The following is a 26,621-nucleotide window of genomic DNA, read 5'->3' on the forward strand; positions in this document are numbered from 1 at the left end:
CATCCTAACGCCTACCTCAAAAGGGAGCCAGCGGCGCAATCTACGATCAGCACGCGTACTTGGCCAGAGAGTATATCCCCAACGCCCTCACATCAACTGTACGTCTCAGGGCCGGCCGCAAGGCCGGCCCTTCATCATTTTTACCACCAACTACAATTCAACAGGATATCACCATGGCGGATGAGGCGTTGCATCGTGCGATCGGACAGCTGGAAGGCCAGATATCCGCGATGCAGCAGCAGCTCGCCGCCCTTGCCCCGCAAATTCAGGTGAGCCGGCAGGAATCCAGCGACGGTCGGTCACGCATCTATAAGGAGCTGGAAGCCTTGCGGGCCGAACACTCCACCAGCAAGGCGAATATCGAGCGGCTGGCGGATGACCTTGCCGAGGCAAAACCCGTGATGCACGAGATCAAGCGGTGGAAGGAACGGTTCATCGGCATGCAGATGCTGCTTGGCGCCGGCGCCGCTGCGATCGGCGGCGCCGTTGTGCTGTTCTGGAAATGGATCGCGATGAAGATCGGTCTTGGCTGATCAAGCGTTGGCGACGTCGTCCAGCGCAAAGCGATCGGCGACCATGCGCCCGGCATTGACGCGGGGCTGCACATAGATTTCCAGAAAGACCGACGAACTTTCCCATCCGCCGGCCGTCATGGCTGTGCGGACATCCATTCCGAGATCGATCGCCCTGGTGGCGAAGGTGCGTCGACCGCAGGTATGCGGCGGCTTGTTTTCGATGCCGGCCCGCTCGCACACAGCCTTGATCCGCTCATTGACCGAGTGCCGAGAGGTGTAGCGGAATACGCGGTCATCCGCGCTTTGGTCCACCCTGAGATCGCGTAGGCGCCCGACCAGTCCATCCGTGATGTAGCGCACGGAGTTGGTCGATGTTTTCGTCTTGAGCAGCAAGGCCGTCCGGGCGTTCAGGTCCACCTCGCTCCAGCGTAGCGCGACGGCCTCGCTGATTCTGGCGCCGGTTTGCGCCATGAACATCACGATCGCGGCCAGATGTGGCAGGACGTCACGATCGCATTGACGGGTGAAGTCGTGCATCCATAGCGGCGACGCGGCCTTGAGGCGCTTTGGCTTGTCCGTCTTGAACCGCCGCACGCGGATCAACCCGCACCATCCCTTGTCATATCCCCACATCAGCACCGCACGCGCCGGCGTCACCGCCTGGCGATTGCGCGTTGATCCTTTGGCGAGCGGATAGATCACTTCCGCCATCTCCCTGATGTCGGCAGGGTAGATCGATGCCAGCGGCCGATCGCCGAAATAGTCGATGATCGGCGGAAGATAGCGCTGCTCGCCGCCGGACTTGATATAGGCATCCGCCGCCTCGCGAAAGCTGCGGCCAGTGCGGATGTCGGAAAGGTGTATTGGAGTAACGCCCGTGGGGCGGAATGACATGTCCATTACGGTCTCCCAAGATACCAGAAAAACATTCTTGAAGAGGGTCACGGGCACGGGTCGAAGGTTCGTATCCCTGTGACCAGAACATTCCAGTTTACGGACCGATTGCGGACCGAATGACTGGACGAAACCGGAACGGACGGTGATCAAAATGACGTGTCCGCCCCGGAATTCCTGGGCTTTCGCGACGCCATCTCCGTTCGGGACGTGGGGGTCGAGTGTTCGAATCACTCCACTCCGACCAGTTCGAAAACCTCGCTTCGGCGAGGTTTTTTCGTTTTTGCCGTCAGGAAAACACATCTGTGCCGCCCGGTAACCCCCGGACGGCTTTGTCGACCGTGCATTCTTCTGGTGCCCGACGTGGCAGGGCGCGCCGATTATTCCGACGCAGACCCTGCCGGCCGGGCGGCAAATTGCTTCGACAGCCCCGCGGACGCATAAAGAATGGCCGCAGAGATCACCGGGGCCGCGGTCAGCGCGATCATTTTCAGCGGGACATGCATCTGGGCGGTAAAGCCGTCATCGGCCGCGAACTGCAGCAGGGACAGCATGATGGTCTCGGCAGCGGCGGTCACCAGGATGACAGGCGTCAAAAGCGCGAGTTTCTCCCCATAGGCGCAGACGAAGACGATCAGCAGGATCGTCACGGGTTCCAGCGAGTTGCGCCCCAGGCCGTCGGCGGAATAGCCCCAGAACACGACCATCACGAACAGGGCGGCCACAATGAAGCTGCCGCCGAAAGCCGCCGACTGGCGGTTCCAGCGATGGAACAGCATGGAGACGCAGGCCGCGGCCGCGGCCACGAAACCCAGCTGTCCCGGAAGGCTTTTTGAATATTGGATAAGCCATCTGGATGCATCGTTCAGCGGTCCGAGAAGCCACGCCTTGATCAGGCCGTCGTTGTAAATGGCAAAGGGCGTCAGCGTGTAATAGATGTTGCTGATCCGCGGCGAAATCCATTCCTGAAACGTGGTCGCGGCTTCAAATCCCGTGCCTCGACCAAGAAGATAGGCCGCGAAGGGATCTGGCTGTCCGAGATGGACTTTGAAAGCCAGCCAGGGTGCCATGGTGGCAGCGCCCGCTATGGCTGCCGGCATGCAGAAGCGCGCCGCCCTTGCGATCCACGGCCCTTCGCCGTCCGGTGTCCTGGTCAGCACGAACAGGCCCAAAGCTGGGATCATCAGCGCTCCGACGGGATGGCTGAGCCACGACAATGCGGTGAGGAAGCCTGCCAGGTAGAGCCTGCGCCTGATGATGAAGGCAACGGCGAGCAGCAACAGATAGATCGCCAGAAGCTTGGGCCAGGTGAAAACGGTATTGATCAGGACCACAGGCGAGAGCGCCGCCCAGAATAGGGCGAGATTGGTGCGTGCCGGGTCCGGCGTCAGAGACCGTGTCAGGTGGAACACGCCGAGGATCACCAGCGCGTTCGTGAGCCAACCATAGATCGACGCAAACTCCTGGCCACCCCCGACAATGCCGAGCAGGAAGAACAGCGCGTTGATGCCGAATGGAACCAGCGGCCCGCGCGACGTCAGACCCCACTCACCGAAATAGTCCTCGACCTTTTCGACACCATCATAGTTGTGGCGGAAGTAGTCGGCGGTCGCGAAGGGGATTTCATGGTCGGAAGGCGCTGCGATCATCCGGCCGGGCTGAACCGAGCCGGGCATGAATTCCTGCGAAATGGGCAGGGGATTGTTGCCGATAATCAGGGCCTGAAGCATGACCGCAGCAAACAGGGCATAGGGAAGCGAGATCCGGAATCGAACGTCCTTTGACCGGACCGCAAACACGATCGGCAGGGCAAAGGCCACCAAGAGCCCCCAGCGGATGAAATCGTTGCGGAACCAGGGGAAGAACCATAGGCCCGCACCCAGCACCGCCAGGCATAGGATACCGATAACGGGCGCGAGAATGGCCTTGCTGCTGTCAGCGCCGCTGTTTCGAAAAACAAGTACGGGCCAGAGCGTGAGATAGGACACCAGGACCACCTGATACAAAGTCTTGAGCATCAGGAAGAGACTGAAAAGCATGAAAACGCTCCGTCGCGAATTGGCGGATGATCTGCGTCGGCGACGTCAGGCAGAATGGCTTGGGCGAGTTACATCAGCCGATCATCGCGGGGACGCATGAATATGCGTCTCTCCTGTCAAGGCAAAGCCCTTCGACGTCAAGGCTTTGATGTGCGGATGGTCGGGGCGGGGCCGAGACCCGCCGCCCTGCTATCTCGCCGGTTTGGCCGGGGCCGGCACCACGATGATGCTGGTTTTGTCGTGGCCGACAACGAGGTCGATCGTCTGGCCGGCCTTGACCATGACAGGCTCGGGGAAGGTGTGGAGGACCTGCAGCCAATGGCCTTCATGGGCCTGGTCGGGATGGTTGCTGAAGGTGATGTCGTCGATGAGATCCACATCAAGCCATTGCACGACGCCGGTGGCGCGGCCATCGGCCTTGGCGGTGATCGACATCTTGCGCAGTTCCGGCGCAAAGCTGCGGGCGGTCAGGTCGACCGAGACCAGTTCGAAATCGTCCGACAACCGTGTCCAGTCCGTCATGGCGCCATGCAGCGGCAGGCGTTGCGGCGCAAGCGAATTGAACAAGGTCATGTCGAAGCCGGAGACATCGGAGACATGGGCGTAATTCGATAGCGTCTGGCTGTCGGCCAGGCAGCCGATGGCCCGCGCGGCCCGGGGAATGATGATGGCATCGTCCTCGATCAGGCGCGCATGGGCGTCCTCGAAGGTCTTGAGCACGTTTTCCGCCAGCAGGTCGCTCGACAGGATTTCGGAGACGAAGATATCGGCCTTGCGGGGCAATTCGCTGCCGACAGAGAGGTCCGTGGAGCTCTTGCCGAACACCTTGATGGCCTCCCCATAGCCGTTAGCAGCGACGATACGCTCGGCCGTGCGCGCCACCGCCGGCACCATCTCGCAGGTCACGATGTTCTGCGCCCCGGCCCGTGCCGCCATCAGCGACAGCAGGCCGCTGCCGGTGCCGATATCCAGCACCTGCGCATCCGCCCCGCGACGCTCGACAGCACGCAGGATCGCCGCCTCGAAGGCATCGTTGCGGACACCATCGTTCATCATGGCCGGATGCCAGAAGGGCACGACGGTCGCCGCAAGCCGCCGGAACTGATGGGCGGCATGGATGTTGCCCGGCTGCAGAGTCAAAAGCTGCGACAGTTCCACCAGCGCGTCGTCTGTCCGGCCGGCATCGGCCAGCGCGACAGACAGGTTGGTGCGCACCACGGTATTGGTCGGCGAAATCGCCTTGGCGATGCGGAAACAGTCCACGGCTTCGCCATAGCGCGACAGCTGATGCAGCAGCATGCCCTTTTCGATCAGGCCCACCACATGCCCGGGATGCTGCGTCAGAAGCTTATCCCAGTAATAGAGTGCCAGTTCCCGGTCGCCCCGTTTGGCCACGACGCCGGCAAGCAGCGGCAGCACGTCCAGCATGCGGTATTCCGCTGCCAGAACATGGGCATATTCCCTCTGCGCCAGTTCCAACTGTCCTGCCGCCTGTAGCCCCATGGCGGTATCAAGGGATTTGCGGGCGCGTGTATGTCTGTCGTTGATGTCAATGCTGGTCATGATATCCCTTGCTCCAGGCCGGCTGCGAGCGGCCTCGATATTTTCAGCCAGTGCTAACGTGCCAGTCTTGTCCAAGCCTGTTGCACAAGCGGCGGCTGAGGCCTTTCGCCCGTCGGCAAGGACCACTGGAAGGCATTTGACTCCATGGTCGGAACAGGGCCTAATCGCGCCTGAGACGACAACAAGGCCAGGTCTTCGGACCAGACGATTGCTGTGCAATTTCAAACATCACCGTCCGGCGGGCCGCTGTCCGTCACGAGGTCGAAATGGGGGCGCGTAGAAACATGGCTTGGGCAGCAAGCCGACGGCCCGGCACCGAGGCCATTCTTCCGGCACCAGCGCTTTTCCAAGACTGAAATCTCCATGGAGTTGTCATGTTCATCCAGCTTTCCCTCCTGATCGGTATCGTCGCCGGCCTCCGCGCCATGACGGCGCCCGCGGCCATTGCCTGGGCTGCCTATACCGGCCTTCTCGATCTCTCCGGCTCCTGGCTGGCCTTCATGGGGTCCATCTGGGCCGTGGGTCTCTTGACCGTTTTGGCGGCGTTCGAATTCGTCACCGACCAGTTGCCGTCGACACCGAGCCGCAAGGTGCCGCAGCAGTTCGGCGCGCGCCTTCTTACCGGCGCTCTCGCCGGTGCCGCGATCGGCATGCCCCATGGTGGCTGGATCCTCGGCGTGATCGCCGGTGTGATCGGCGCGGTCATCGGCACCTATGGCGGGGCGGCAGCACGCGCAAAGCTGGCCGAGATCTTTGAGGCCGATCTGCCGGCTGGCCTCATTGAGGATGCGGTTGCGATCGTTGCGGCCATCGTCATCGTCCTGTTGCTGCCAGCGGCCATCGGAGCAACTGCATGAGAGCCTTCGACGCGATCATCATCGGCGCCGGCCAGGCCGGCCCCTCGCTTGCCGGTCGATTGAACGATGCCGGGCGCAAGGTCGCGATCATCGAACGCAAGCATGTCGGCGGCACCTGCGTGAACACCGGCTGCAAGCCCACCAAGACGCTGGTCGCGTCAGCCTATGCTGCCCATCTTGCCCGCCGCGGCGCCGATTACGGCATCATCCCGACCGGGCCTGTGCGGGTGGATATGGCGAAGGTACGGGATCGCGCCTATCAGGTGACGCTGGATTCCCGCGCCGGCAATGAAAGCTGGCTGGAGAGCATGGAAAACTGCACGCTGATCCGCGGCCATGCCCGGTTCGAAAGCCCGACCACCATCAGGGTCGGCGAGGAACTGCTGACCGCGCCGCAGATATTCCTCAATGTCGGTGGCCGTGCGGCGATCCCGGATTTTCCAGGCATCCAGGATGTGCCCTACCTGACCAACAGCGACATCGTTGTGCTGGACCGGGTGCCGAAGCATCTCGTCATCGTTGGCGGCAGCTATATCGGGCTGGAATTTGCCCAGATCTATCGCCGGTTCGGTGCTGAGGTGACGGTGGTCGAGAAGGGACCGCGCCTGGTCAGCCGCGAGGACGAGGATGTGTCGCAGGCGATCCGCGAGATCCTCGAAGGCGAGGGCATTCGCATTCGCACCGGCGCCGAATGCATTCGTTTCCGCTGGCATGAGGACGGTGTGGCGGTCGGGGTCGATTGCACTGAGGGCGCGCCTGAGGTGATCGGCAGCGACGTGCTGCTGGCGGTCGGCCGGCGTCCGAACACCGATGATCTCGGCCTGGACAAGGCGGGTGTGGAAACCGATACGCGCGGCTACATCAAGGTTGGCGACGATCTCGCCACAAATGTCGAGGGCATCTGGGCGCTGGGCGATTGCAACGGCCGCGGCGCCTTCACCCATACCGCCTATAACGACTTCGAAATCCTCGCCGCCAACCTGCTGGATGGCGAAAGCCGCAAGGTTTCCGACCGGGTGCTCGGCTATGCACTCTACATCGACCCGCCGCTCGGCCGTGTCGGCATGACGGAAGGCCAGGCGCGCCAGAGCGGTCGCAATATCCTTGTCGGAACAAGACCGATGTCGCGCGTGGGTCGCGCTGTTGAAAAGGGCGAGACGTTGGGCTTCATGAAGCTCATCGCTGATGCCGACACACGAAAAATCCTCGGCGCATCGATCCTCGGCACCGGCGGCGACGAGGCAATCCACGGCATCCTCGACCTGATGAACGCCGATGCGACCTTCGACACCCTGCGCTGGGCCGTGCCGATCCACCCCACGGTCTCTGAACTCTGGCCGACGGTGGTGCTGGAGATGAAGGCTGGGTGAGGGGCTGCAAGGTAACGTTGTCTTTGCGGTGCGCCTCTTGGGCGTTCGCGCTCAACATACCCCCCTCTGGCTTGCCAGCCATCTCCCCCTCAAGGGGGGAGATCAGCAGAACGGTGCCCCGCCAGCCAAGCCAGCAAACGTCGGGTGTTTTGGGCGAGCGGTCTCCGCAATCGGATCTCCCCCCTTGAGGGGGAGATGGTCGGCAGACCAGAGGGGGGTTGGCGCATGCTACGAAATGCATGTTGGCGAGCGGTCTCCGCAAACCGATCTCCCCCCTTGTGGGGGAGATGCCCGGCAGGGCAGAGGGGGGTATCGCGTATGCTAGAATTCGCATGTTGGCTAGCGACCTCGGCCATAGGATCTCCCCTCTTGTGGGGGGATGAGGCGTGGTCGGCGAAGCCGAGCAATCGATCCCGTGAGTCGGTTGCAATGCCGGACGCCGGCAGACCAGAGGGGGGTGAACCACCGATATGTCGGCTTGCCGACGACCTCCCAATAAGCAACTGACATACACGTACCCCAAGACATGCAAAAGCCCCCGCGAAGGGGGCTTTCACCATCGCACTTCCGGGCGATGTAGAAGACCTTAAGCGGCCTTCTTGTTGACCTTGCCTTCGGCCAGGCTCGACAGGTTCTGGTCGGTCTGGCTTTCTTCCTGCAGGGTCTCGTCCAGCAGCTTGGCGGCATCCTTCATACCGAGATCCATGGCCCAGCGCTTCAGCGTGCCGTAACGGGCGATCTCGTAGTGCTCGACGGCCTGGGCCGAGGAAATGAGACCGGCGTCCAGCGCAGGCTGGCCCTTGAATTCCTCCATGATTTCTTCGGCTTCGGCGATGATGCCTTCGATGGCGTCGCAGGTCTTGCCGCGGGCCTTCTTGCCCATCAGTTCGAAAACCTGCTCTAGGCGCTCGATCTGGCCTTCGGTCTGTTCGCGGTGCAGGTCGAATGCCTGCTGCAGCTCGGCCGACGATGCGGCGCGGCGCATCTTCGGCAGCGCGCGCAGGATCTTCTTCTCGGCGTAGTAGATGTCTTTCAGCGTATCGAGGAACAGGTCCTCAAGCTTCTTTTCCTTGTTCATCTCGGCTATCCCTTTGTTAATCGGTAGGCGCCCCTCTCCATCGGGCGCATCGGTTAACGGAGGAGTTGCAGGACAGTTCCATCGTTCGGACAGACTCTTTCACGCGAAAAGTCTTGCATTCCAGGGAACATTTTTGCGGTCTTCTAGATCACCGCGCAGACCGTCTTCGTCTCCAGGTAGTTGTCGAGCCCCGGTGCACCATTCTCATAGCCCCAGCCGGATTGCCGGTGGCCGCCCTTGGGCAGCTCCGGCGAGAAATAGGAATGGCAATTGATCCAGATGGTGCCCGCCTTGACGCGTGCCGCCAGCCGATGGGCGCTGGACAGGTCCTGCGTCCACACGCTGCCGGCCAGGCCATAGGGACTGTCATTGGCAAAGGCGATCGCCTCCTCCACGTCGTCGAAGGGGGTGACGGCAACGACAGGCCCGAAGATCTCTTCGCGCATCAGCCGCATGTCGGGCCGGACGGAAGTCACGACGGTCGGATCGAAGAAGGTCGAGAATTCGCCGTGCTGGGTGCCACCGGCGGCAATCTCTGCCCCCTCGGCGCGTCCCTCGGCGATGAAACCCGCGACACGATCGGCCTGTTTGCGGTTGACCAGCGGCCCGAGATCGGTTGCGGGGTCAAGCCCGTGGCCGAGGGTGAGCGCACCGGCCGCCTTCGACAATCCTTCCACCACCTGGTCATGCACGCTGCGATGTGCATAGACGCGCGAGCCGGCGACACAGACCTGGCCGGAATTGGAAAAGATGCCGCGGGCCACCCCCGGAATGGCCAGCGCCATATCGGCATCGGGCATGATGATGGCCGGCGACTTGCCGCCAAGCTCCAGCGTCAGCTTCTTCAGATTGCCTTGGGCCGCGCCGACGATCAGCTTGCCCACCTCGGTCGAGCCGGTAAAGGCCACCTTGTCGACATCGGGATGCGCCGTCAGCGCCGCACCGACCGTCTCGCCAAACCCGGACACCAGATTGACGACGCCCTTGGGCAGGCCGGCCTCCAGCATCAGTTCGACCAGCCGGATGGCGGTGAGCGAGGTTTCCTCGGCGGGCTTCAGCACCACAGTGCAACCGGCCGCCAGCGCCGGCGCCAGCTTCATCGCCGCCATCAGCATCGGCGAGTTCCACGGCGTGATCGCCGCCACCACGCCGATCGGCTCGCGGGTGGTATAGGCGAAGATTTGCTTGCCCTCCGGCTGGTAGCCGATCGAAGTGGGGATGGTGGTGCCGAGAATCTTGGTGCAGAAGCCGGCGAAATAGCGGAACTGCTCGGCAGAGGCCGGGATCTCGCCAAACCGGCCCGTCTTGTAGCTCTTGCCCTGGTCCAGTGTTTCAAGCTCTGCCAGTTCCTCGACATGGGCGTCGATCAGTTCGGCGATCTTCCAGAGCAGCTTGCCGCGATTGGAGGGTGTCAGCCCCTGCCATTCCCTGGAGGTCAGCGCCCGCCGCGCTGAGGCCACCGCCTCGTCGACATCCTCAGCCGTGCCCTGCGCCAATTCCGCCAGAAGCCGGCCGGAGGCGGGGTCGAAGCTCTCGAAGCGGCGGCCATCGCCGGCCTCCCGCCAGATGCCGTCGATCAGGATCTTCTTTGGCCCTGCGGCAAGAAAGGCCTTGGCGCCCAGGCTGCGGGGTTCCGGGGTGGTGATGGCTATGGTCATGTCATGCTCCCAGGGCGAGGCCTGCCTCGCGGATGCGGCTCACGGCATTCAGTGCGCCGCGAATGATGGAATGATAGCCGGTGCAGCGGCAGATATTGCCCTCCAGCCCGGCGCGGATCTCGTCTTCCCCGGCATCGGGCTTTTCGGTCAGCAGCGCTGCCAGCGCCATGGAAAAACCCGGTGCGCAATAACCGCACTGGAAGGCATTCTCCTCCGCCAGCCCCGCGCGCAGGGCTAAAGCCAGTGGATGCGCCTCCAGCCCTTCAACGGTCATGATTTCGGCCCCGTCTAGCTGATAGGCCATCACAAGACAGGCATTGACCGCCTTGCCATCCATCAGCACCGTGCAGGCGCCGCAGCGCCCGACCGAGCAGGCGACCTTCGTCGCGGTCATCGACAGGTGCTCTCGCAGGATATCGGCGAGCCGGGTATCGACAGGACAGGTGAGGGTGGTGAGTTGGCCGTTGAGGGTGAAGCTTGTGTTCATGCGGTCACCGATCCCACGGTAGAGTTGTCGCCAAATGTAAAGACCCTCTCTGGCCTGCCGGCCATCTCCCCCACAAGGGGGGAGAAACGCTGGGAGCGGCGCCTCGCCCAGTCATTGACGTTGGTGTGTCGCGAGCGGGCAGCACTAGGTCTTCTCCCCCCTTGTGGGGGAGATGCCCGGCAGGGCAGAGAGGGTTTTGTCACGGCCCATCCCACCCTTGTCGCAACCAACAACCGCCTCCAAGATCCCCTCAGCCGAAAACGGCGTCACCTCAGGCCAATAGCCAATCGCCGCTGCCACGGCGTTGGCAATCGCCGGGGTCACCGCGCCGATGCCGAGTTCGCCGGAGCCGCGAGGCCCGAGATCGTCGCCGGGGTCCAGCCCCTCCAGCGCGAAGATCTTCAGCGACCGCGGCGTGTCCTGGATGCCGGGCAGCATATAGGTGTCGAGATTGGCGGTAAGATAGCGCCCGTCGCGCATCGGCGCATCTTCGCTGAGCGTGAAGCCCAGCCCCTGGATCGCGCCGCCCTCCAGCTGCCCCAGATAGGCCGCAACATCCATGACAGGCCCGGCCGCCGTGTGCTGGTTGAGATCGAGCACGTGCACCTCGCCCGTCACGCGGCTCACCGCCACCCGGGCAAGAGCAGCACCGAAAGCAAAGATGTAGCGGGCATTGGCGTTGGGATAGTCGGTCTTGGGAAACTCATAGGCCACGGTGACACCAGGCAATTCGTCCTCGGCCAGCCCTTCCGCCAGGTCCCGGTAGCTGATCAGGATCTCACCGCTGTTGGATCCGCGCTCCGCCATGCCGCCGGGGGCCAGCACCAGATCGTCGGCATCACGCCCCAGCAGCCTTGCCGCTGCCGCCTGCATCTGGCTGATAAACTCGGGGGCCGCCATCCTGGCCGAGGCCCAGACCACATAGGTGCCGCGCGAGGCCGTGGTGGAGCCGGATTCCGGCGCAAGCCGAGTATCGCCGATCAGCGGCCGCACATCGTCGCGGGCACAGCCAAGTTCGGCCGACAGCGTCGCCTGGATCAACGGCAGCAGCCCCTGGCCCATCTCGTCAAGCCCATAGGCGCCCTCGATCATGCCGTCCTTCGTCAGCGCCAGCCGCCCGCCGGCCGGGTCCGGCACCACGGAGCCAAGGCCATTGCCCTGATAGTTCAGCGCCATGCCGCTGCCGATAACCCATTCGCCGTCGGCACTTTCACCCCTTGGCATCTGCCAGACTGGCGAAGCCTGTGCCGCCTGCAGCATGTCCGCCACCCGCTCCGAAGGCGAAACCACCTGGCCGAGATAACCGGGCGATCCCGCTTCGCGGAGATTGCGGGCGCGGATCTCGATCGGCGAAAGCCCCGTCAGCGCCGCCAGCCGGTCCATCTGGCATTCCACCGCAAAGGTCATCTGGTTGGCGCCAAAACCACGAAACGCGCCGCAGACCCCGTTATTGGTATAGGCAAGCCGCCCATGGGTGGCGACATGGGGCACGACATAAGGCCCGACAGCATGTTCCAGCGCCGTTTCCAGCACGCCCGGGCCGAGCGAGGCATAGGCGCCGGCATCGGCCAGCACCTCGACCTCCTGCGCCACCAGACGGCCAGCGGCATCGCATCCGGTCTTCATGCGGATCGTCATCGGGTTGCGCTTCTGGCCCGCAATCACGGATTCCGCGCGCGACAGCTGCAGCCGGACCGGCTGCCCCGATTTCAGTGCCAGCAGGGCCAGCGCCGGCTGCACCGTCAACTCGTCCTTGCCGCCAAAGGCGCCGCCGGTGGGCGAGGTCACCACCCGGATCTTCTCTTCGGCAAGCCCAAGGATACGCGACAGCTGCAGCCGGTCGCGCCCGCCATGCTGCCCGCCGACAAACACGTTGAGCGTGCCGTCAGGCTCGACAAAGGCATGGCCGCCCTCGGTTTCCATGAAACCGTGCATCTGCCGCGGCGTGATATAGGTAGCCTCCACCACATGGGTCGCCTCGGCAAAGCCGCTGTCGATGTCCCCGCGCTTGAAGACCAGTTCTCGCTGCAGATTGCCCGAGGCGTGAACCGGTTCTGCGCCCTCCGAAAGCGCGCCCTCGGGACTGTCGACAAGCGGCAGCGGCGCGTAATCGACCTTGATCAGCGCAAGCGCCCGTTCGGCCGTCTCCGCATCCACGGCCGCGACCGCCGCCACGGGATCGCCGATATAGCGCACCTTGTCGAAACACAGCGCCGGCTGGTCCTGCACCACGATGCCGAAGGCGTTCGCGCCCTTGATATCGCGATGGGTCACCACGGCCACGACACCCGGCAGCGCTTCCGCCGCCGTCGTGTCAATCGACAGGATTTTCGCATGCGGCACGCCGGCCCGCAGGATACGCCCGACCAGCATGCCGTCGGCCCGCGCATCGGTCAGATAGGGAAGGGTGCCCGCGATTTTTGCTTCGATATCCGGCCGCGTGAACCAGCGATTGTCCTGCCGCGCGCGCGACAATTCGATCTCCTCTGCTAGCGGCTCCGCCGGCTGCACGGGCTTGGACGAGGGCGTGAGGCGACGCCCGGGCAGGGACCCACCGAGCCCATGGACCAACGCATTGGCGCCGACCCGCTGCCGATAAGAGCCGGTGCGGAAGTCGTCATCGGGTGCCTGGATGGTCGCAAGAAGGCAGGCATGCACGGCAGCCCAGTCGATATCGTCAAACGCTCTGCCAGTCAGCAGTGCCTCTGGCGTTGCGAGGCGCGCCGGCGTCACCACCCCGCCGCCAACAGCAAGCCGCGCAGCCGCCAACACGCCGTCATCGATCTCCAGCACGCCAGCGACATTGATGACGGCAGGGGCAAAAGCGGTTCTCAGCCCCGTCTTGCGAAAGGTAAAGCGGGCGTTGGCCGGCTGCGGCTTCAACACGATGCCCGTGATCAGTTGCGGTCCTTCCGAGCGCGCGGAAAGCCAGGCGTCCAGCGGCACCCGCCGGCACCCGCCGGCATCGACAATCTCAAGCTCCGCCTCAAGCACCAGCAGTGCCGGCAGCAGGCAACCGGTGCGCCCCGCGATATTGCCGCCAATCGTTGCAAGATTGCGCACCGCCGGCCCGGCAACGTTCTTGAGCGCCGTCTGCAACAGCGGCAGGTGCGCTTCCATCTCGGGCGCGGCGATCAGGGAGTTGAGCGTGGCGAACGCATCAATCCTAATACTGCCATCGTCCTTCGTCACCGCTGCACCCGTCTTGAACCGAGTGAGATCGATCATGACATCGGGCTTTCTGAGCCCCTTCGCCCATTCCAACTGCAACGCCGTCCCGCCGGCGACGAAGCGAGCACCGTCATGCTCGGCAAACAAGGCAATCGCTTCGGCGGCGGAGGCGGGACGCAACAACTTCATGCGGCGCGCCTTTGTGGGAGTAGGAATGTTGGAGCGCTGGTACCCCCCTCTAGCTTGCCAGCCATCTCCCCCTCAAGGGGGGAGATCCGATTGTCGCACCGGCTCGCCCTATGAATTGGCCCTGAATGGCCAGGGAAAGGCAGGGACATCGCCACGAGTCGATCTCCCCCCTTGAGGGGGAGATGCCCGGCAGGGCAGAGGGGGGTATGGCGAAGGCACCAAGATTGACGTCCGCCCCCCAGATACACCCTTGTGTTGCCTGAAAGAGGCGTCACCATGGGCCAATCTCCCCCCTTGAGGGGGAGATGGCTGGCAAGCCAGAGGGGGTATCCAAGCACCCCAAGCCGATGCCTCCCAAGCCCCGCCCCATCAATGTCCTCCCGCCGTCGTGCCAAACCGAACGCCTTTTTCCTTTAGCCAGCGGCGATAGGCGATGGACGACGAGTCTGCGCGGGTCGGGATCTCCGCGCGGGGCTCCAAAGGCAACAGCAGTGGGCGCTGGTTTTCGACGATGATCCGGTCCTGCAGGAAGATCACCTGTTCGAAATTCAGCAGCGACTTGTGGGTGGAGATGCTGTCGACGAGGTACATCACCGGCGTTGCCCGGCACAGGCCTTCTTCCATCGGCTGGATGAACAGCGCGATCGCGTCCAGCCGGTTGGGCGAGGTGGGACAGACCCGGTAGAGCATCACCACAAAGGGCGAGGGCACCCGGTAGGTCAGGTGCACGAAGTCGCCCTTGTCCTCGGTCGCGGCGATGCGCGGCTGGAAGAAGGTGCAGTTTGTGGCCCAGACCTCGTCCACATCGCGCCGGATTTCCGAGAGGTAATGCGGCACTTCGGTGTGCGGCTCGGCCCCCAGGATATCCGTGTGCACGAAGGGGAAATGCGCCATGTCGAGGAAGTTTTCCACCACCCGAAGGCCGGAGGCCCGCATCGTCACCCAGCCGCAGGGCACATAGCGGCGATCCTCTTCCTCGGCCTCGGAAATGTGGACGACATCCTTCACCGGCTTGCCGAGCGTGGTGAACAGGCAGCCATATCTAACCTGCACCGGCAGGTCAGGGCCGCGCCGACCATCGCCCAGGATTTCCCGCGCGATAAAGCTGCCGCCTTCTCCGGCGAAATACTCGATCTCCTGGCCCAGCAGCTTGGTGGCCACGGGCCGAGAGGTCACCTCGCTCGCCGTCGCAATCGCATACCAGTCGTTCAGCACGGCCTGGTCGGTGGTTTTTGTCATGCCTCGACCTCCCTTTGCGTCCACTGCTTGGTGCCACCGCCATTTTCCGCCAGCCACGCGGCGCGCCGGGCAAAATGGTCGGGCGCCAGGCGGTGGATGCGGCCGATGATCTCTTCGAGGTCGCCGGTCATCAGCTCGCCGTCCTCGACGATCACCTGCCCATCCACCATGGTCATGACGACATCGCTGCCGCGCACGGCATGCACCAGATTGTGCTGCAGGTTGAAATACGGGCCATCGGCGAAGAAGGGCGTCATGCGCGGCGTGTCGCAGCGCACGGCGATGATGTCGGCCCGCTTGCCGGCCTCCAGCGAGCCGATTTCGTGGTCGAGCCCGATGGCCTTTGCCCCCAGGATCGTCGCCATGCGCAGGCACTGCCAGCTATCCATGGCGGCGGCATCGCGATGCCGCAGCTTGCCCAGCAGCGAGGCCGTCTTCATCTCCTCGAACATGTCGAAATTGTTATTTTCCTTCTCGCCATCGGTGCCCAGGCCAACGGCAATGCCCGCCGCCAGCATGTCCGATATCGGCGCGATGCCGGAGGCGAGCTTCATGTTCGACACCGGATTATGCGCAACCGAAACCGGATATTTCGCGATCAGCTCCACCTCGGACGGATCGAGCCAAACGGCATGGGCGATCATGGTGCGCGGCGTCTCGAAGAAGCCGAGATCCTCCAGGGCAAACATCGGCCGCTTGCCATAGCGGGTGATGAATTCCTCCACCTCGATATCGGCTTCGGAGCAATGGGTATGGAAGCCGGTCCGGTGCTTCTTCGCCATGCCTATGGCGCGGCGCTGTCCAGCCTCGTCGGCATAGAAGAGATGTTCGAGACCGACCCAGACATTGATCCGGCCATGGGCCTTGCGATGCCAGGTCTCGATGACAGCCTCGTTCATGTCGAGCGTGTCGAAGTAATTGTAGTCCGGATGCTCGCCGACATAGGGCACGGCGACCAGCCGCGTGCCGAGCTCATCGGCGGCGCGGGCGCTGCCATCCATATGCCGCCACATGTCCACCACGGTGGTGGTGCCGGACAGGGCGGATTCGGCGTAGCAGAGATAGGACGCCGCCTCTGCCTCGTCAGGCCGCAACATGCGATGCATGGGATTGATGTGGATCGTCAGCCAGTCCCACACCGGCAGATGCTCGGCCGTGCCGCGCAGGAAGCCGGAATGCGCATGGGCATTGATCAGCCCCGGCATCAGCACGGCGCCCGGGTTGCGCCGCACCGCGAAATCCGGATAGGCGGCCCGCACCGTGTCGTACGGCCCCACCATCAGGATGCGCCCGTTCTCCACCGCGACAGCGCCATTCTTGATGACGCTGTTGTCGGCATCCATCGTTAGGACCGCTTCACCGGTGATAATCATTGCGGCAGTGTTCATGCTTTCTCCGTGCCTTCCGCGTCAGGCGGAGCTTGATGCAAAATTCAGGCCGTTCCGGCCAAAGCCGCCGAACGCCCCAGCAGGAAATCGGCCGCGCGCTCGCCGATCATGGTGACGGGCGCATGGGTATTGCAGGTGGGGATGATGGGGATGACGGAGGCATCGGCGATCGACAGGCCGTCGATGCCGCGAACCCGCAGCCTCTCGTCGGTGACCGCAAGCGCGTCCTCGCCCATCTTCGCCGTGCCGCAGGTATGGAAGAAGGTGGAGCAGCCCTGGCGGACGAACTCCACCATGTCGGCCCGGCTCGGCCGGCGTCGCGGGGCGGCAAAGCCATCGAACAGATCGGCAAAGGCTTGCGTCTCTGCCAGATCCATCATGGTGTAGCAGGCCCGGACCAGCGCCTCGAGATCGGATGGCTCGGCCAGGAAGTTCGGCTGGATCTCTAAGGGACCACCGGGCTCGGCGCTCAACAGCCGGAGATAGCCAACGCTTTTCGAATGCATCAGCCCGGCACCCAGCGAAAACACCTCGCCCGAGAGATCGTAGCGATCGCGCAGCGTCTGCTCGGCCGAATTGCCCTGCACGGGAAAGGCATGCACATCGGGCTGCACCAGGTCAGGCAGCGATTTCCAGTTCAGCATCGTGCCGCCGCCATTGTCGGTCTTGGGTCCGAGCGGCTGTTTCGACCGGCAGACAATGGCCTGCACCAGCGGATGGTCCTGGAGATTTTGGCCAACACCCGGCAGATCGGCGGCAACGGGAATGCCGAGCCGCTTGAGTTCTGCCGGATCGCCTATGCCGGAGAGCATCAACAGGCGCGGTGTATCGATGGCGCCCAGCGCCAGCACCACATGGGTCGTGACGCGGGTTTCCACCGGATGGCCATCCACCAGATGCAGCACACCCACGCAACGACCGTTTTCGAGGATCAGGTTGATCGCCAGCGAGCCGGTCAGGACCGTCAGCCGCTCATGCCCGAGGATCGGCCTGATGTAACCGGTCGCCGCACTCCAGCGCTTGCCCTGGGATATATTAAAGTTGGAGGGTGTCGCGCCCTCGTTCGTCGCGCCGTTCGGGTCGTCGATGATGGGAATGCCCAGTTCGCCCGCGCCCTCCATCATGGCCCGCGCGACCGGGTGTAGGCCCTTGCTGGTCTCGATCCTCAGCGGCCCGCCGGCGCCACGAAACGCCGTCTCGCCGCCTTCCCAGTCTTCCGCCCGCTTGAAATAGGGCAGGGAATCGGCAAACCGCCAGCCCGGCGCACCGGCTGCATCCCAGGCATCATAGTCAAGCGGATGGCCGCGATACCACATCAGCGCATTGATGGCCGAGGAGCCGCCCAGCACCTTGCCGCGGGGAATGCCGATCACCCTGTTGTTGATGCGCGGCGTCGGCGCATAGCTGTAGCCCCAGTCCCACCGGCTGCGCCCCAACGGCACCCACTCGCGCGGATCGTCGATCTCGGCAACATCAAGACCCGCGTCCCCCGCCTCGATCAGCAGCACAGTGGCCTCCGACCCATCCACCAACCGCCGCGCCACCGCACAGCCACCAGAGCCTGCGCCGACGACGATGTAGTCGTAGGATGTTTGGAGGGGACGGTGGGGAAGGGTGAGGGTCACGCGACGGCCCTCTGCATGTCCGGTAGAGAAAAAAGACCCTCTCTGGCCTGCCGGCCATCTCCCCCACAAGGGGGGAGAATACCTGTGGCTGGCCGTCTGCGCCCCAAGAGTTGCCGCAACCTGATGTATCGATGGCCGGAAGCGAGCGCGGTCCGCGAGTCTTCTCCCCCCTTGTGGGGGAGATGCCCGGCAGGGCAGAGAGGGCCTTTTAAAAGCTCACCCATCAATTGTGCTCGCTCGGCCCCATGATGACGATGCCCTCCGTGGCCTCCACATGGCGCACGAAGATGTATTTGTCCTCCCGCCCGTCGGAATGCTTGCGCTTGATGTCGGGCTGCACCGTGCCGGACACCTTGGCGACGACGATATAGGGCACCTCAGCCTTCAGGCCGGCCTCGCAATGGGCGTCGAACTCCTCCAGCGTGCGCGCGGTATAGGCATGCTCGATGCCGCAACCCCGGGCAATCGCGGCGATATCCACCCGGCCAAAGGCGGTGTGGGTCGGCGGGCCGCCGATCGACTGGTAGCATTCATTGTCCCAGACGACGGTGAAGAGATTCCCAGGCTGCTCGTTGCCGAGTGTGGCGAGAATGCCGAGATTGAACATCATGCCGCCATCGGTATCGAGCGAGATGATCCGGCGATGCGGCAAGCCGGTGGCAAGGCCGAAGGCCTGGGGCGTCACGCAGCCGAGTTGCTGCTGGAACAGGCTGGCGGCGCGCATATGCGGCGCGGCATTATACCATTCGTCGACGGAGGCGCCGAGCGAGAGGATCACCAGTTCGTCCTTCAGCCGTGCGGCGAGACGGGTCATGCAATCGAAGCGTTTCATCGGACGATGCTCCCCCCAAGTGCGATGGCTGAGTGGTAATAGGCGTTGTAGGACCAGTTATAGGCATCGACGATCGACTGCTCGATCTCGTCTTCCTCCCGCACCACGCGGTAGGGGATGCGCAGCGCGTTCAGCACCGGCTCCATGGTTATCCCATGGGGAATGGCCCACCAGTTGTTTTCGCCCAGCTCGCCGCGATAGCTCATCAGCATCACGACCGGAATACCGGCACCAAGCCCCATGCGGGCCAGCGGCTCGACCGAGGCGCGCAGCCCGGAATTTTCCATCACCAGCGCTGCCCGCTTGCCGGAGAGAAACACGCCCCCGCAGATCGCCGCGCCTTCGCCCTCGTTGGTCACCCGGATGGTCCTGATATCAGGATCGGCATCGAGCGCCGGATATAGCTCCTTGAACAGCGAATCCGGCAGGTAGCACACGGTGCTCACCCCTGCCTTCTTGAGGCCGCGGATCACGGCCTCGACGGAAGATTGTTTCATGTCATGCCCTCTTTTCGAAGGCAGGGTCGCAAAGTCGTGATGTTTCGAATAGTCGGCAATTTGCGAAACGATGTTTGCGCAAAACGCAACACCTGGGGAAGGCAACAGGTGTTGCCCTAGCCTTGAATGCGCCAGTTCAGGGCCGCGGGCAGAAACTATTCGAAAAGCTCGGCATGCGTGCCCGTTGCCACGAACACGATCAGGTTCTTCTTGTCATCCAGGGTGTAGATCAGCAGAAAATCCCCGCCGATATGGCATTCCCGATGATCAGCCCAGTCGCCTTTGAGTTGGTGATCCCTGTAGATTGGCGGAAGCGGCGAGTCATTGGCCACGAGGAGCATCATAACCGCTTTTAAGGCGCCCAGATCATGGCGCCCACCCCGCGAGAGGCGTTCCCAGTCTTTCAGGAACTGCTTGGTATAGCTCGAGGCGCGTGGCAGCGCGGCTCGCTTGGACGAGGCAGGCCTGCGCCCTTTATCCTCATTCGGCAAGCTTGCGTCCCTCAAGCGAACTCAGAAGCTCGCCTGCGGTATCGAAAGTCTTGCCCTTGCCAGACTTGATCGCTCTTGCCTCCTCCATGGCCGCGATCGTGCGGGCATTGGGCCTGGTCAATTCTATCGGCAAGGCCTTGTCATGAGCGATACGGGTCATCACCATCCTGATCACATCAGAAGGGGTCAGGCCAAGGCTGTCGAGCACCACAGTGGCGCTATCCTTGATCGAGGAATCGATGCGAGCCCGCACATAAGCATTGGCAGCCATTTGCGCCTCCTTTTACGTGGTGCATATGTAGCTCATTTGAGCATCATTTTCAACTCGACGGCCGTCACCCCTCCCGGGCCGCCGTCGCGACCTTCTGGATCGCCTGCTCCAGCAGCTTGCCCATGGCGGAGGCCGCGTCGGACATTTCCTTTTCCGAGCGGGACACGAGGACCAGTTTGCGGGGGCCGAGCCGGCTGTCGCGCAGCGGCACGAATTTCAGCGTGCCGGCCGCCAGTTCGTCCTCGATGCCCACACGGGTCTGCAGCACGGCGCCGAGATTGCGCTTGGCCAGTTCCACCATCAGGCTGATCGAATTGGTGCGCGAGCGGCGCGGCATGTCAACGAGCGAGCGGCTGAAGGCATCCTCCACCGACGATCCGAGGCTGAGGCTCGAATCCCAGAGAATGATCCGTTCGGTCGCGAGATCGAACAGCTTGATCTCCTGCCGCTTGGCCAGCTCGCTGCCCGGAACGGCCAGCACCCCGATCGGCAGAGACACGGCCGAAAGCCGCCTGATGGTGCGCGGCACCTTGACGTCGAAGACGACGGCGAGATCGCATTCGCCTTCCGCCACCGCGTTGACTGCCTGTTGCGAGCCTAGCACCTTCATGTCGGCGGTGATGCCGGGGTGACGCGTCCAGAATTCCTGCAGCACGTTTGGCATCAGCCCACGCGCCACGCTCTCCACCACCGCCACCGAGACGGTGCCGCGATGCAGGCCATGGAGATCGTTGATCTCGTTGCAGGCGCGGTTCAGTTCCGAGAGCGAGATGCGGGCGTGATAGAGCAGCAGTTCGCCCGCACTGGTCAGCTTCAGCCGCTGGCGCACCCGCTCGAACAGCGGTGCGCCCATCTCCTCCTCCAACTGCCGCAAGATGCGGCTGACGGAGGAGGGGGCGACATTGAGCGAGATCGCCGCCTGGCGGATCGAGCCGAGCCGCGCCACCAGCTGGAAATAGTGGATGCGGGTCGAGACGAGACCGAGGCGGTAAGGGTCCATCAGGCGCCCTCGAACAGCGGCACGATCTCCATCTGCGGCACGGTGACCAGGCCCTTGTCGGTGATGCGGATTTCCGGGATGACCGAAAGCGGGATCAGGTTGAAGCCCATATAGGCAATGGTGCAGCCGGCCTTGTCCCATTCCACCTTCAGCGCCTTTACCTCCTCGGCCACCTCATGGACACGCTTGTCGGAGAGAAGCCCCGCGATCGGCAGCGGCACCATGGCGGTCACCTTGCCGTCCGCCACCACGCAGGCGCCGCCCTGGTGCTCTTCGATGGCCCTCAGCGCCACCTGCATATCGGCCTCGTTGGTGCCGGCAATGATGATGTTGTGGCTGTCATGGCCGACGGACGAGGCGACGGCACCCTTCATGATGCCGAAATTGGACAACAGCCCATGGGCGACATTGCCCGCGGATTTGCCGTGCCGCTCGATCACGGTCACGAAGCACAGGCCGTGCCGCTCGAAATGGGTCTGCCAGTCATTGGCGGGCTCCAACGTCACCTTGTGATGGCCGAGAATGATGCCGGGCAGTTCGGTCTTGATGGTGTTGGCCACCACCTTTTCCGTCGGCAGGTCAGGCGTGAGCTTGATCGCCTTGGGCAGCTTCACCGTGTGATAGGCGGCCTCCGGATAGCGCCATGGCTTGGACAGGGTTTCGTCCAGCAGCGGCGTGATCTTCTTCTGGTCCACCACCAGTTCGCCGCCATACCAGGTCGAAACCGGCTTCAGATCGTCGTCGAGCAGCACCAGGTCGGCGCGCCGCCCGCCGCCCATGCCGCCGATTTCGCCTTCCATGCCGAAGCGGGTGGCGCCATGCAGAGAGCCCATGGCCCAGGCCTGTTCGCGGCTCATGCCGGCCACGCGCGCCTCGCGCACCACCCAGTCCAGGCCGAAATGCAGGAGGTCGTCGGCATCCCGGTCATCGGTGCAGACCGCGATCCGCTTGTGGGATGCGCCAAGCTCGGTCACGGTCTTGATGGCGAGCGGCAGGGAATGCCAGGGCGTGGTCGGCGGACCACCGCGCAGGAAGAGCCAAATGCCAGCCTCCAGCAGGTCGTCGGCAATGTCGCGGTCGATCGCCTCATGGGTGTCAGTCACGCCGGATGCCGCATAGGCCGCGACGAATTCCCGGCCATAGACATGGCCCGAAACCGGCCGCCCGCGCGACAGGGCGGCAGCGAGGATCGCATGGCTGCGCTCGTCACCCATGGCCACCGGCACGAAATCCATCTTCTCGCCCAGCGCAACAGCTTCGGGCCACTTGTCGAACAGGGCGGCGATCTTGTCTGGCGTCAGGTCGCCGCCCGCCGTCTCAAGATCCGGCGTGGTCGCCGGCACGGTGGAGGGCACGGTGAGGAAGATCGACAGCGGCGCATGGCGCGCATCCTCCAGCATCGCCTCGACGCCGGCAACATCCATGACATTGCCGATCTCGTGGCTGTCGCAGAAGATCGTCGTGGTGCCATTGAGCAGCGCCGCTTCCGCATAGGCGCAGGCGGTGACCATGGAGCTTTCGATATGGATATGCGGATCGACAAGGCCAGGTCCGATGATGCCGCCCTTGGCGTCGTAGAGCTTGGCCGAACCGCTCTTGTAGCTCCCCGCCGGCTTCACCGCCGCAATGCGCCCGCCCGAAATCCAGACCTCCCGATCCGGCAGGATGCGCTCGGAATAGGTTGACAGCACCCGCGCCCCCTGGATGACGAGATCAGGCGACGCGCGCCCCGAGGCCACATCGGCCAGCCTGCGGGTCATGGCTGAAAGCGGCGCTACGGAAAATCGGGTGATGGGCATGGTGGTACTCCTATTGTGCGTCTTTGTTGCTTCCAGTGAGCGGGTAACCCCCCTCTGCCTTGCCAGGCATCTCCCCCTCAAGGGGGGAGATCGGCAGGCGGTAAGTCCTCGCCCGCCATCTTCCGTCGAGTTGGGGCGAGGCGCCGGCTCCAAGTGATCTCCCCCTTGAGGGGGAGATGTCCGGCAGGACAGAGGGGGTACGCAGTCACTCAGCCTCAATGATCATTCAGACTCAATGATAATCCGGAATCCCCGGCATTGTCTTGAACCCCTTGATCGTGCGGAAGCGTCTTATCCATCGTCTGAGCGCCGGGAATTCGTCGTGGTCGATGCCGAAGTCGCGGGATAGGGCGAAGATCGGGAAGACCGTTACATCGGCAATCGTCGGTCCAGTGCCGGCAAACCACTCCATGCCGTCGATCTGCCGCAGCGTCATGTGGTCGTCCATGATGCGGAAGGCGCGGCGGGCGGAGGCCTTGAGGCTATCGAGATCCCCCGGCAGGCCGAATAGCGCCACCTTGCGCGCCTCGATCGCCGCGGGCAGGGCGCTGGCGGAAAAGTTCAGCCACTGCATGACCGACCCGAAGATGGCGGCATCCCCTGGCAGCCAAGTGCCGCTCGCATCATACGCCCTGGCGAGATAGGCCAGGATCGCCTCGGTGCCGTAGAATATCAGGTCGCCGTCTTTTAGGATCGGCAGGCTGCCCAGCGGGTTCATCGCCAGCATGGTGGGGCTGTTCTGCTCGTTGCCGGGCACCATGTCCACCGCGAAGGTCTCGTAGTCCAGGCCCAGCATCGAGAGCAGCAGGCGCACCCGGTAGCTCGAATCATCCAGTTCGTAATTGTAAAGCGTGAGGGTGGACATCAGGCGACCTCCGCCAGGGCGGGCTGGCTTTCAAGCGAAAGCCGCAAACCTTCTGCCCATTTCGCCACGCGGGCGACAGAGCCGGGGGCCGCGTCGATCAACACCATATGCAGGCCTGTCTTGGCCGGCCCGATGGATTGCAGGGCGATGATGAGGCGCAGGCCCGCGCCGGAAAGCGAGACGAGATTGCCGCTGATCGTCTTACACTGCGCCGGCTCGGTTTCGCCGGGCAGGGCGGTCCGGGCCAGCAGCCCCAATGCGAGGTCGAGCGGGCAATCGACATAGAGGCTGCGGACAGGTGTTGCACTGCCGGCAACATCTGGAAGCTCGGCCGGGTCGGCTCCTTCTGCTGCAAGCGAGGTCCAGATGATCCCGCCTTTTTCCGCCACCGCATAGGTCGGGATCTTGATCGTCTTGGGAACCTCCAGATCCGGATGGGCCGGGATATACTGACACTGCCCGCCGGTATCGTATTGCCAGCCGTGATAGAGGCAGGCGATGTGGTCGCCGCGCACGAAGCCGAAGCTCATGCGCATGCCGCGATGCGGACAGCGGTCTTCCCAGACATGCGCCGCGCCCTTGCTGTCGCGCCAGACGACGATTTCCTCGCCGCCGATGATCACGCCAGTCGAGGTCGACGCCTCGATCGTGCCGGACAAGGCGATCGGCACCCAGCCCCGTTCATCCGTCATGTCAGCTCCTTCAGATCCAATATTGGTGTGTGTCACGATGTTGCGTAGGGCGCATCACTGCGCATGACGTCGCGCACGATGCAGTCATAGGGACCAAGGCTGCAGGCCATCTCGAACATGTCGACAAGATCAGGCTCCCCCGCCACTGAAACGGTGATCGCGGTGTCGCTGCAGGCGCCGATGTCGAGGCTGATATCCAGCCGCCCGGCGCGATGGCGGGCAAAGCTGATGAAGCTGTCGCAGGCGATATCGCCCTTGAAGGTGAAGTCCACCTGATGCGTCATGCCCCTCGTCCCCAGGCGGCGGTGGGCTGTGGCGCCATGCTGGTCGCTGTCAAATCAGGCTCCTGCGCAATCGTTTTGCATGTGGCTATTTTTTAGTCATGCATGCTATTTAATCAGTCTATCCGCTGCCGCCCTCGAAATTCAAGCGCTTTTTTCGCCTGACTTGTTGCGTTTGGCGCAATCAGCGGATCGCCGAACAGGTTGAATTGCGAACAGTATAGTTTGGTCGAAAGGGGTTGCCCGGGCGTGCGCTGCGCTGGCCTCTGAGGATCTTAACAGTTTGAAAACCATCTGAAATCGTGGAATTTTCGGGCGCTCAGCGACCACCAGTCGCTCCTGTTCGTCCGTCGCGCACGGCTTTGTGCGAGGACTAAATCTGGACCGGCCTCGTGATTGGCATGCTTGTTGCGTTCCTTTTTGATCGGCCTGATGGCGTTCCCGGACCGGTTTCGGACGGGCGCCAGACAATCAACCAGAAGGGGAACACATGATCGACTTGCGTAATCTCTCCCGCCGCGGCTTCCTGAACATGGCAGCTGCCGGCTCTGCTGCGATGATGCTGCCGACCGGCCTCGTGCGTCCGGCCCATGCCGCGCCGCTCGCCGCCATCAAGGAAGAGGATGCCGTCATCGGCTTTGGCCATGTCGGCCCGATCACCGACGAGGGCTGGACCTGGAGCCACCATCAGGGCCTGCTGGCCGTCAAGGAAGCCTTCCCGAAGCTCAAGAAGGTCCTGGAAGTCGAGAACATCCCGTATTCGGCCGATGCCACGCGCACCTATCGCCAGTTCGTCAGCGAAGGCGCCAACATGATCTTCGACACCTCGTCGAATGGCGACTTCCTGCATGAAGTCGTTCGCCGGGCGCCTGAGGTGGCCTTCATGGAATGCAACGGCCACCTGACCATGGACAATCTCGGCTGGTACTACCTGGCCCACTGGTATCCGACCTATGTCGTCGGCGTCGCTGCCGGCATGCTCTCGAAGACCGGCAAGCTCGGCTACGTCGCCTCCTTCCCGGTCGCCTCGGTCTATGCCTCCACCAATGCCTTCCTGATGGGCGCGCGCACCGTCAACCCCAATGCCACGCTGCAGACCATCGTCATCAATTCCTGGTTCGACCCGCAAGCCGCAACCCAGGCAGGCACGGCGCTGATCGACAACGGCTGCGACTTCCTGTTCGGCATCATGGACGAGGCCGGCTATCTGCAGGTCGCCGAAAAGCGCGGGGTCTGGGCCGCTATGTGGAACACCGACATCCGCCGCTACGGCCCGAATTCCTATGTTTCGTCGATCATCATCGACTTCAAGGATTTCTATGTCGACCAGGTCAAGAAGCGGCTGGCCGGCGAATGGACCCCGACCGAAAACCTCTTCGCCATGGGCAAGGGCGTCGACCGCGACGTCTGGGGCGAGAAGGTGCCGGCCGAAGTCGGCAAGGCTGCGGATGCCGTGCGCGACAAGATCATGGCCGGCTGGTCGCCGTTCGAGGGCGAGCTCAAGGACGCCAAGGGCAATGTCAAGGTCGCCAAGGGCCAGCGCATGACCGAGCTCGAACTCTACAACTGGGATTGGTCCGTCGAGGGCGTGACGGGGCTTTGAGGGCGGGAAGGTCCGGCGCTCTTCTCTGCCGTCATCCCGGCCTTGAGCCGGGATCCAGCACGCCCAAGTCCTTGGGCGAGAAACACTCTCTCACGGCGCGGACGCGCCGTGGCTGGATGCCGGGTCAAGCCCGGCATGACGGTTGGGAGTAGGGGCCTCGGCCTGTTCCTGCCACCCGTGCGCGCGTCGAAGGGTTGCGGTAGGGCACGATGGGAGC

23 protein-coding genes are annotated in these 26,621 nt (G+C 63.4%); 4 read left to right on the top strand and 19 right to left on the bottom strand.

What is annotated here, in order from left to right; all coding sequences use genetic code 11:
* The first annotated feature begins 173 nt into the window (after window positions 1–173).
* Window positions 174–533, top strand: coding sequence for a DUF1515 family protein (locus B9A97_RS15690; RefSeq protein ID WP_084366301.1), 360 nt, complete (start codon window positions 174–176; stop codon window positions 531–533).
* On the opposite strand, the gene B9A97_RS15695 is transcribed toward B9A97_RS15690, so the two are convergent.
* The 3 genes from B9A97_RS15695 to B9A97_RS15705 form a co-directional block, all read right to left on the bottom strand.
* Window positions 534–1,415 (bottom strand): tyrosine-type recombinase/integrase, encoded by an 882-nt coding sequence (locus B9A97_RS15695; protein WP_179145305.1) that lies wholly within the window; start codon window positions 1,413–1,415, stop codon window positions 534–536.
* 374 nt (window positions 1,416–1,789) lie between these two features.
* Window positions 1,790–3,448 (bottom strand): hypothetical protein, encoded by a 1,659-nt coding sequence (locus B9A97_RS15700; protein ID WP_084366303.1) that lies wholly within the window; start codon window positions 3,446–3,448, stop codon window positions 1,790–1,792.
* A gap of 189 nt (window positions 3,449–3,637) precedes the next feature.
* Window positions 3,638–5,011, bottom strand: a complete 1,374-nt coding sequence (locus B9A97_RS15705; protein ID WP_084366304.1) for a 50S ribosomal protein L11 methyltransferase — start codon at window positions 5,009–5,011, stop codon at window positions 3,638–3,640.
* A gap of 374 nt (window positions 5,012–5,385) precedes the next feature.
* Here B9A97_RS15705 and B9A97_RS15710 point away from each other — a divergent pair, with 374 nt between their 5' ends.
* Window positions 5,386–5,868, top strand: a complete 483-nt coding sequence (locus tag B9A97_RS15710; RefSeq protein WP_084366305.1) for a DUF4126 family protein — start codon at window positions 5,386–5,388, stop codon at window positions 5,866–5,868.
* On the top strand, window positions 5,865–7,238 hold the full coding sequence (locus B9A97_RS15715; RefSeq protein ID WP_084366306.1) for an FAD-containing oxidoreductase: 1,374 nt from the start codon (window positions 5,865–5,867) through the stop codon (window positions 7,236–7,238). Before B9A97_RS15710 ends, B9A97_RS15715 begins: the two co-directional genes overlap by 4 nt.
* Window positions 7,239–7,824: 586 nt before the next feature.
* Here B9A97_RS15715 and B9A97_RS15725 read toward each other — a convergent pair.
* From B9A97_RS15725 to B9A97_RS15805, 16 genes are all read right to left on the bottom strand, one after another.
* Window positions 7,825–8,316 (bottom strand): YciE/YciF ferroxidase family protein, encoded by a 492-nt coding sequence (locus B9A97_RS15725; protein ID WP_084366307.1) that lies wholly within the window; start codon window positions 8,314–8,316, stop codon window positions 7,825–7,827.
* Between the two features lie 143 nt (window positions 8,317–8,459).
* The gene (locus tag B9A97_RS15730) at window positions 8,460–9,974 is read right to left on the bottom strand and encodes an aldehyde dehydrogenase family protein (RefSeq protein ID WP_084366308.1); all 1,515 of its coding nucleotides are present in this window, start codon (window positions 9,972–9,974) and stop codon (window positions 8,460–8,462) included.
* Between the two features lies 1 nt (window position 9,975).
* Window positions 9,976–10,461 (bottom strand): (2Fe-2S)-binding protein, encoded by a 486-nt coding sequence (locus tag B9A97_RS15735; protein WP_084366309.1) that lies wholly within the window; start codon window positions 10,459–10,461, stop codon window positions 9,976–9,978.
* A 144-nt stretch (window positions 10,462–10,605) separates the two neighbouring features.
* Window positions 10,606–13,821 carry a molybdopterin cofactor-binding domain-containing protein gene (locus tag B9A97_RS15740; RefSeq protein ID WP_084366310.1) on the bottom strand — a complete coding sequence of 1,072 codons (3,216 nt, stop codon included), beginning with the start codon at window positions 13,819–13,821 and terminating at the stop codon, window positions 10,606–10,608.
* Window positions 13,822–14,190: 369 nt separating this feature from the next.
* The gene (locus B9A97_RS15750) at window positions 14,191–15,060 is read right to left on the bottom strand and encodes a (2Fe-2S)-binding protein (protein WP_084366311.1); all 870 of its coding nucleotides are present in this window, start codon (window positions 15,058–15,060) and stop codon (window positions 14,191–14,193) included.
* Window positions 15,057–16,448 (bottom strand): amidohydrolase family protein, encoded by a 1,392-nt coding sequence (locus tag B9A97_RS15755; protein ID WP_084366312.1) that lies wholly within the window; start codon window positions 16,446–16,448, stop codon window positions 15,057–15,059. The genes B9A97_RS15750 and B9A97_RS15755 overlap by 4 nt, the downstream gene beginning before the upstream one ends.
* Window positions 16,449–16,492: 44 nt before the next feature.
* Window positions 16,493–18,073, bottom strand: coding sequence for a GMC family oxidoreductase (locus B9A97_RS15760; RefSeq protein ID WP_084366313.1), 1,581 nt, complete (start codon window positions 18,071–18,073; stop codon window positions 16,493–16,495).
* 223 nt (window positions 18,074–18,296) lie between these two features.
* Window positions 18,297–18,905 (bottom strand): thiamine pyrophosphate-dependent enzyme, encoded by a 609-nt coding sequence (locus B9A97_RS15765; protein ID WP_084366314.1) that lies wholly within the window; start codon window positions 18,903–18,905, stop codon window positions 18,297–18,299.
* The gene (locus B9A97_RS15770; protein WP_084366315.1) at window positions 18,902–19,402 is read right to left on the bottom strand and encodes a thiamine pyrophosphate-binding protein; all 501 of its coding nucleotides are present in this window, start codon (window positions 19,400–19,402) and stop codon (window positions 18,902–18,904) included. The genes B9A97_RS15765 and B9A97_RS15770 overlap by 4 nt, the downstream gene beginning before the upstream one ends.
* A 155-nt stretch (window positions 19,403–19,557) precedes the next feature.
* Window positions 19,558–19,893, bottom strand: a complete 336-nt coding sequence (locus B9A97_RS15775; RefSeq protein WP_084366316.1) for a type II toxin-antitoxin system YafQ family toxin — start codon at window positions 19,891–19,893, stop codon at window positions 19,558–19,560.
* A complete protein-coding gene (locus tag B9A97_RS15780) occupies window positions 19,883–20,164 on the bottom strand; it encodes a type II toxin-antitoxin system RelB/DinJ family antitoxin (RefSeq protein ID WP_084366317.1) in 282 nt (93 codons plus the stop codon). The genes B9A97_RS15775 and B9A97_RS15780 overlap by 11 nt, the downstream gene beginning before the upstream one ends.
* A 64-nt stretch (window positions 20,165–20,228) precedes the next feature.
* Window positions 20,229–21,164: a LysR family transcriptional regulator gene (locus B9A97_RS15785; protein WP_084366318.1), complete on the bottom strand. Its 936-nt coding sequence runs from the start codon at window positions 21,162–21,164 to the stop codon at window positions 20,229–20,231.
* Window positions 21,164–22,963 (bottom strand): adenine deaminase C-terminal domain-containing protein, encoded by a 1,800-nt coding sequence (locus tag B9A97_RS15790; RefSeq protein WP_084366319.1) that lies wholly within the window; start codon window positions 22,961–22,963, stop codon window positions 21,164–21,166. Before B9A97_RS15790 ends, B9A97_RS15785 begins: the two co-directional genes overlap by 1 nt.
* A gap of 232 nt (window positions 22,964–23,195) precedes the next feature.
* Entirely contained in the window at window positions 23,196–23,828 is a 633-nt protein-coding gene (locus B9A97_RS15795) for a glutathione S-transferase family protein (protein WP_084366320.1), read from the bottom strand.
* Window positions 23,828–24,520: a Rieske (2Fe-2S) protein gene (locus B9A97_RS15800; RefSeq protein ID WP_084366321.1), complete on the bottom strand. Its 693-nt coding sequence runs from the start codon at window positions 24,518–24,520 to the stop codon at window positions 23,828–23,830. The genes B9A97_RS15795 and B9A97_RS15800 overlap by 1 nt, the downstream gene beginning before the upstream one ends.
* A 32-nt stretch (window positions 24,521–24,552) precedes the next feature.
* A complete protein-coding gene (locus B9A97_RS15805) occupies window positions 24,553–24,804 on the bottom strand; it encodes a hypothetical protein (protein WP_244564253.1) in 252 nt (83 codons plus the stop codon).
* 487 nt (window positions 24,805–25,291) lie between these two features.
* Between B9A97_RS15805 and B9A97_RS15810 the strand changes: the two genes are divergently transcribed.
* Window positions 25,292–26,404 carry a BMP family ABC transporter substrate-binding protein gene (locus B9A97_RS15810; protein WP_084366322.1) on the top strand — a complete coding sequence of 371 codons (1,113 nt, stop codon included), beginning with the start codon at window positions 25,292–25,294 and terminating at the stop codon, window positions 26,402–26,404.
* The last annotated feature ends 217 nt before the right edge of the window (window positions 26,405–26,621 follow it).

The sequence above is a fragment of the Rhizobium sp. RU36D genome, assembly GCF_900176345.1.
Lineage (GTDB): Bacteria > Pseudomonadota > Alphaproteobacteria > Rhizobiales > Rhizobiaceae > Allorhizobium.

Bases quoted from the DNA above. Each gene is read 5' to 3' on its own strand.
- B9A97_RS15690 (WP_084366301.1), top strand. From the start codon at position 174: ATGGCGGATGAGGCGTTGCATCGTGCGATCGGACAGCTGGAAGGCCAG.
- B9A97_RS15695 (WP_179145305.1), bottom strand. From the start codon at position 1,415: ATGGACATGTCATTCCGCCCCACGGGCGTTACTCCAATACACCTTTCC.
- B9A97_RS15700 (WP_084366303.1), bottom strand. From the start codon at position 3,448: ATGCTTTTCAGTCTCTTCCTGATGCTCAAGACTTTGTATCAGGTGGTC.
- B9A97_RS15705 (WP_084366304.1), bottom strand. From the start codon at position 5,011: ATGACCAGCATTGACATCAACGACAGACATACACGCGCCCGCAAATCC.
- B9A97_RS15710 (WP_084366305.1), top strand. From the start codon at position 5,386: ATGTTCATCCAGCTTTCCCTCCTGATCGGTATCGTCGCCGGCCTCCGC.
- B9A97_RS15715 (WP_084366306.1), top strand. From the start codon at position 5,865: ATGAGAGCCTTCGACGCGATCATCATCGGCGCCGGCCAGGCCGGCCCC.
- B9A97_RS15725 (WP_084366307.1), bottom strand. From the start codon at position 8,316: ATGAACAAGGAAAAGAAGCTTGAGGACCTGTTCCTCGATACGCTGAAA.
- B9A97_RS15730 (WP_084366308.1), bottom strand. From the start codon at position 9,974: ATGACCATAGCCATCACCACCCCGGAACCCCGCAGCCTGGGCGCCAAG.
- B9A97_RS15735 (WP_084366309.1), bottom strand. From the start codon at position 10,461: ATGAACACAAGCTTCACCCTCAACGGCCAACTCACCACCCTCACCTGT.
- B9A97_RS15740 (WP_084366310.1), bottom strand. From the start codon at position 13,821: ATGAAGTTGTTGCGTCCCGCCTCCGCCGCCGAAGCGATTGCCTTGTTT.
- B9A97_RS15750 (WP_084366311.1), bottom strand. From the start codon at position 15,060: ATGACAAAAACCACCGACCAGGCCGTGCTGAACGACTGGTATGCGATT.
- B9A97_RS15755 (WP_084366312.1), bottom strand. From the start codon at position 16,448: ATGAACACTGCCGCAATGATTATCACCGGTGAAGCGGTCCTAACGATG.
- B9A97_RS15765 (WP_084366314.1), bottom strand. From the start codon at position 18,905: ATGAAACGCTTCGATTGCATGACCCGTCTCGCCGCACGGCTGAAGGAC.
- B9A97_RS15770 (WP_084366315.1), bottom strand. From the start codon at position 19,402: ATGAAACAATCTTCCGTCGAGGCCGTGATCCGCGGCCTCAAGAAGGCA.
- B9A97_RS15780 (WP_084366317.1), bottom strand. From the start codon at position 20,164: ATGGCTGCCAATGCTTATGTGCGGGCTCGCATCGATTCCTCGATCAAG.
- B9A97_RS15785 (WP_084366318.1), bottom strand. From the start codon at position 21,164: ATGGACCCTTACCGCCTCGGTCTCGTCTCGACCCGCATCCACTATTTC.
- B9A97_RS15790 (WP_084366319.1), bottom strand. From the start codon at position 22,963: ATGCCCATCACCCGATTTTCCGTAGCGCCGCTTTCAGCCATGACCCGC.
- B9A97_RS15795 (WP_084366320.1), bottom strand. From the start codon at position 23,828: ATGTCCACCCTCACGCTTTACAATTACGAACTGGATGATTCGAGCTAC.
- B9A97_RS15800 (WP_084366321.1), bottom strand. From the start codon at position 24,520: ATGACGGATGAACGGGGCTGGGTGCCGATCGCCTTGTCCGGCACGATC.
- B9A97_RS15805 (WP_244564253.1), bottom strand. From the start codon at position 24,804: ATGACGCATCAGGTGGACTTCACCTTCAAGGGCGATATCGCCTGCGAC.
- B9A97_RS15810 (WP_084366322.1), top strand. From the start codon at position 25,292: ATGATCGACTTGCGTAATCTCTCCCGCCGCGGCTTCCTGAACATGGCA.